Consider the following 5,533-nt stretch of genomic DNA (forward strand, 5'->3'; position numbering starts at 1 on the left):
CAAAAACGTAATAACTGCAGTAAATGAAGAAGACCCCGCTGGTTATACACCTACTGCTCCAGCTTTGTGGGATACCTATAATTATTTTGCTCAAAACCCGCCACAATATGGTGGATTAGCTCCACAAACAGGACAAGATGACGCATGGAAAAATCCACTTTATCAATGTTTTGACGAGAATAACGACGGAAAATGTGAAGGCAATGAGCTCAAACCAGTGTCTTGTGCTAAAAACTTCGTAATCCTCATGACCGACGGACAGTGGAACATGGGAGGTCCACCTAAGAAAGTCGATTTTACATGCTCTATAGATACAGGATTTGAACAGTACTCTGCAGACCCTGTTGTTCCTGCTTATTGGATGCACAAGAAAGGTTTTACCAACAAACCAACGGGTATAAACTCAAGGGTTGAGGCTTTATACGGCATAGGGCTTTTCTTAGGTGGAACTGGTGCCCAATCTTTAAAGAATGTTGCCATGTATGGTTCTTTTGACACAACAGGACGCAATTGGCCAGACAGTTTGTCGGGATACCCGCAGGGTACGTGCTGGGTGGATGACTGTAGTAATTACATAAACTCAAATGGTAAAGGTAGTGGATGTACTAAACTTCCACCTTCATCTCCGGATTGGGATAAAAATGGAGATGGAAATCCAGATACATTTTTTGCTGCTTCAAATGCAATAGAAATGAAAGATGCTCTGTATAAGGCGATTTTAGATATTCTTAAACGTGCTTCTGCTGGTTCAACAGTTGGTTCATTATCAACAAAGACTTCAATTTCCTCTGTATTAGTTCAGCCATTTTTTTATCCAACTTATACAGACTCTCAAGGAAACACATTAACCTGGCCAGGATTTTTAAGGTCATTCTGGGTTGACCCTAAAAACGATTTAAGAGAAGATACAAACCAAAATAAAGAACTAAATTTGAGCGTTGATAAAATATTCCAAACATTCTATGATTCATCTACAAATGAAACCAAAGTAGCTCTTCTTTCTGATACAAGCACATGCACTGTGGACTCTATAGTTGGTATGAAAGACCTTAAACCTGTTTTTGATAGCGGTTGCTGGCTTGGAAACTGTGACCCTAATAACAGAAAAATTTACTACTCAACCGGCACTGATATAAAAGAATTTAACACTTCCAAAGCAGACGATTTGAAAAATATATGGGATTTGGTAGACAATAACGCATCAGATAATTCGATTACAACAGATATAGCATCATGCGTAATTAGATATATAAGAGGTGAAGACATTTCAAATGATTCAAGCTGTAATTCTGATTATGTAAAAAGAAATTTAAAAATTAATATTTCAGAAATTTGTCCAGGTTCTACAGGCGTAAAAACATGGAAGCTTGGAGATATAATTCATTCTACGCCGGCAGTAATTGGAAATGAACCAATAAACAGCTACCATTTAAGATATTCCGATAGTACATACTATGAATATATCAATTCTGACCAATACAAAAATAGAGCATCAAGAATTATAGTTGGAGCAAACGATGGTATGCTCCATTTCTTCAGACTTGGATACATAAAAGACCAGTCTTCAACAAAACCTGACGATCCATCTGCACTCCAAAATGACCCAAAAAATACAGGAACAGATTTAATAGCTAGTGAAGAATTTGCTTTTATACCAAAAAATGCGATCCCATACTTATTATGGTATGGTCATAAAGACTACTGCCATATTCCAACAGTTGATAGTAGAGTTTTAATTTTTGATGCTTCTATAAACGGTGATCCAACAGACGATAAGACATCAAATTCTTGGAGAACTATATTAGTTGGTGTTATGGGATTTGGTGGAAAATCATTATCTGCCGGTACTACTACATATAGCTCATCTATATTTGCCTTAGACCTTACTGAATGGCTAAATGGAACAGCAACAACACCAAAATTATTATGGGAACAAACTTTGCCTGATAATACACTAACGTTATCATTCCCATCGGTCGTAAGAAGAGGAGATGCAAATAAAAACGGAAGTTGGTATTTAGTAATTGGTTCAGGACCAAACGTTCCAAATCCATCATCTTATAATGATTATATAAGCTCTCCAAGTCTTTATTTCTTTGATTTAAAGACAGGAAATTTAGTAAAAACTATACAAATATCGCTACCACAGGACACAGTTGCGGCTGTAGCTGATACACTCCCAATAGACCCAAGCGATGATTATAGAGATGATACTATTTATTTTGGATTATATGGATTACAAAAACAAGGTACTACCTGGTATAATTGGGGTAATTTTTATAGATTTGTTTTAGATGATAATCTTTCAAATACTTCATCTAATCCATCTGTTGCAGTTGATTTATCAAGCTTTGCAAATAACGGTCAAATACCACCAGTAACTGCTGCACCAACCTTCTCAAAAGATGAAAATGGTAATTTGTGGGTATTTTTCGGAACAGGAAGATTTTTAAGTAACGGAGACAAGATTTTAAATTATAATAACTATTTTATAGGATTTAAAGACCCATGTTGGGATGGTACTTGTTCAACCACCTTTAAAAAAGGTGATTTCAACGATCAAACAAATAAAACAGTAACAGCTGAAGTAGCAAAAACTCAGCAAATCTGTTTATGCGATAGCAGCGGATGTAGTAATAAGACTGTTGTGGTCGAAACTAAAAATTACACTCAGCCAGCTGAAGTAGATAAAGGATGGTATCAAGAGTTAACAAACGAAGCTGTTATATCTCAACCGATTGTTTTTGGAGGAATTGTTGATTTCTTAAGCTATGTTCCACCAAATGATGTCTGCTCTTTTGAGGGAAGTTCTAAACTATATGCGTTATACTACAAATCAGGAACTTCTTATCCTGTTCCATCAATTTTATCTCCTAAGGCTACAAGCGGAACAAGTGGAATAGTAACTATAAACAAATCCATCGACCTTGGAAGAGGTGCTCCGCCTATTGGTAATCCATTCCAAGTTAGCGTTAGCCAAGGCTCAACAAATAGATATGAAAAATATATTCAAATTTCAACCGGAGTCGTTATTAAACAAACTCAACAACCAACACCTTCTGCTCAACCGAGGTTTATACTATGGATAGAAAAATAAAAGGATACAATATTTTTGAGATTTTAGTAGTTTTAGTTATAATAGGAATCCTTATGGCTTTGGTCATAAGGCCTATTCTTGTTTTTGTTGCAAACCAAAGACTAAACCAAGCAGTTAATATGATTGTTTCAGATTTAAACCAAGCTAAAATATATTCAATTTCTAAAAGTAGTCTAATGGGCATAACGGCGGATAGTGGTGCAAATAGTTATATTATTTTTCAAAACAACGATGGTAATTGCTCATACAATAATGGTTCAGATACCGTTGTTAAAACAATCATATTGCCATCAGGCATAACATTTATGAATGATGTTTTTTTTCTTTTCGATAGAAAAGGATTGCCAAGAAATGCTATATGTGGGCTTGGAATGGCTAATATAAAACTTCAAAATACATTACTTCAAAATACATTCGAAAACATTAAAACAATTAAAACAATTTGCGTTGACAGGTATGGAAGGATTAAAATTTTAGACGGAGATGTGCCGTGCAGCAATTAAAAAATAACAAAGCTTTTACAATTATAGAAGTTCTAATCGCCTTATTTATAATAATGATAGTAACAATTGGATTTTTGAGAGGTGTTTTATTTTTTATACAGTATTCCCTTTCTAATAAAATGAAAGATAAAGCATCTGAATACAATCTGATGGTAGCAAAATTTTATCAAACTATTGATTATAACAAGATTAATTATTTTCCGAAATGGCAAAATGAAACCTGCGACACTACAAAAAGCACTTGTTCATTTCTAACAGATCTAACAACAGGTTCAATTGTAGATTCAGATGGAGATGGCATACCAGACTTTTATGATCCATATAACGGACCTAATGATACCTTTAAAACAAATACGTTAAGTACTGCCAATTGGCTATCAGTTAAACCAAATAGCGATGGAACTTGTGATTATTCCAATCTTCCTCAAATAAACAATATAGCTTCTAAACCAAATTGTATTATATCGTTTAACGATAATATAAATATACAAAAATTTAGAATTTATACAGGTATAACAACAGCAAGAATAATGAATGGACCTTTAGAATCTGGCTTAGCCATAGGAATTATAACTTGGTACTTTGACCCTAATTCAAATAAGTACAAATCTGTACATACTATAGTGTTTAAGGAGAGAGCTCGATGAGAAATAAAGGATATACAATATTTGAACTTCTTGTCGTCATAGCCCTTTCATTGATAGTTGGGGCTGCTTTTTATACTTTTTATAATACTGTTATTAAAGAAAATATCAGTAAAAGCACGATAGCTAAACAAGAGCAAGATTCTTTTATTCTTGCAAATGAAGTTGTTAAAGATCTATCTACAATTGGTTTTGGCGTTGATGCAGATAGATTGATAATAAAAGACGGTACAGCTTGCGATTTAGATGGTACAAACAATCGATTTTTAACATACTGCTCTTCACAAAAACAATTAGCTTATTTAAGCTTAGCAGGTTCTGAAGATCAATATGCTGGATGTTGGGGTTTTATTGATAGAACAGGTAAGTTAAACACGTATATAGTTAACGATAACAATACTATCCCTCTCTCATATAGTTATTTAAACAAACAATGTCCTCCAAACGCTGGCAAATATATTAGACTTAATACATCAAAAAAATTATTAGAAAATGCTTTTACATATGACCCTAACAATCCTGATCCTTCAAAAAGAAACTCCTATGCATTTTATATAGGAAAAAATACATATCCAAACGATCCCAAAATAATTCCAAGCGATTTTAAAGTAATCTATAGTCTGGATGATAAAAATTTACCGAGAGAATGTGCTCCAGGAACTTATAATTTACAGAAAACTATAGGGACAAGCTCACTTCCATCTCCAGTAATATCATGTGTATTAGATTTTCAAGTTAAGTATGTAAAAACAGATAACACAGTATCAACTTCAATAACTAACTTAAATGAGTTATCAGCAATAAAACTATGTATGATAGTCCAGGTTGGTGGAAGACAGTCTGTACCAGATAATCCACATAACTATTCACAAGCTGGCGGTTGTGACCAATTTAACTATTCAAACAATGATTGGAGGTATTACAGATGGGCGGTAATAGAGCAAGTAATCCCATTAATGAACATAAGATAAATAAAGAAAAAGGTGCAACGTTAATATTTGCTATCGCAGTTGCAATTATAGTTTTGATAGTTTTAGGTGGGATATATTATATGCTAACAAGGGGTTTCCAAACCTCGCAGGATATTAAAACATACTCAAGCGTAAAAGAAGCAGCAGAATCGGCTGTAAAATATGGGGTTGTTTTAATAAATCAAAATAAGCCTTACAATGATGGAGCAGGCATGCCAAGCAAATGTGCTACTAATCCATATATTATGAAGTACAAACTTTTTGGAAGTAATGATATATATACAGCAAAGTATTCAAATTTGTCTTCTTCGGCTATGA

The 5,533-nt window shown here is 33.9% G+C and carries 5 protein-coding genes; all 5 read left to right on the top strand.

Annotated elements, in window-relative coordinates:
* The coding region (locus SULYE_RS05325) for a pilus assembly protein (RefSeq protein ID WP_007547279.1) at positions 1–3,097 on the top strand (3,097 nt) is incomplete at its 5' end.
* Positions 3,082–3,600, top strand: a complete 519-nt coding sequence (locus SULYE_RS05330; protein WP_007547281.1) for a GspH/FimT family pseudopilin — start codon at positions 3,082–3,084, stop codon at positions 3,598–3,600. The genes SULYE_RS05325 and SULYE_RS05330, both read left to right, overlap by 16 nt.
* Entirely contained in the window at positions 3,588–4,247 is a 660-nt protein-coding gene (locus SULYE_RS05335; RefSeq protein ID WP_007547283.1) for a prepilin-type N-terminal cleavage/methylation domain-containing protein, read from the top strand. The genes SULYE_RS05330 and SULYE_RS05335 overlap by 13 nt, the downstream gene beginning before the upstream one ends.
* Positions 4,244–5,215: a PulJ/GspJ family protein gene (locus SULYE_RS05340; protein WP_007547285.1), complete on the top strand. Its 972-nt coding sequence runs from the start codon at positions 4,244–4,246 to the stop codon at positions 5,213–5,215. The genes SULYE_RS05335 and SULYE_RS05340 overlap by 4 nt, the downstream gene beginning before the upstream one ends.
* Positions 5,170–5,533, top strand: a 364-nt coding sequence (locus SULYE_RS05345; protein ID WP_007547286.1) for a hypothetical protein, incomplete at its 3' end; no start/stop codon positions are given. The genes SULYE_RS05340 and SULYE_RS05345, both read left to right, overlap by 46 nt.

Source organism: Sulfurihydrogenibium yellowstonense SS-5, assembly GCF_000173615.1.
In the GTDB taxonomy this organism is placed as follows: domain Bacteria; phylum Aquificota; class Aquificia; order Aquificales; family Hydrogenothermaceae; genus Sulfurihydrogenibium; species Sulfurihydrogenibium yellowstonense.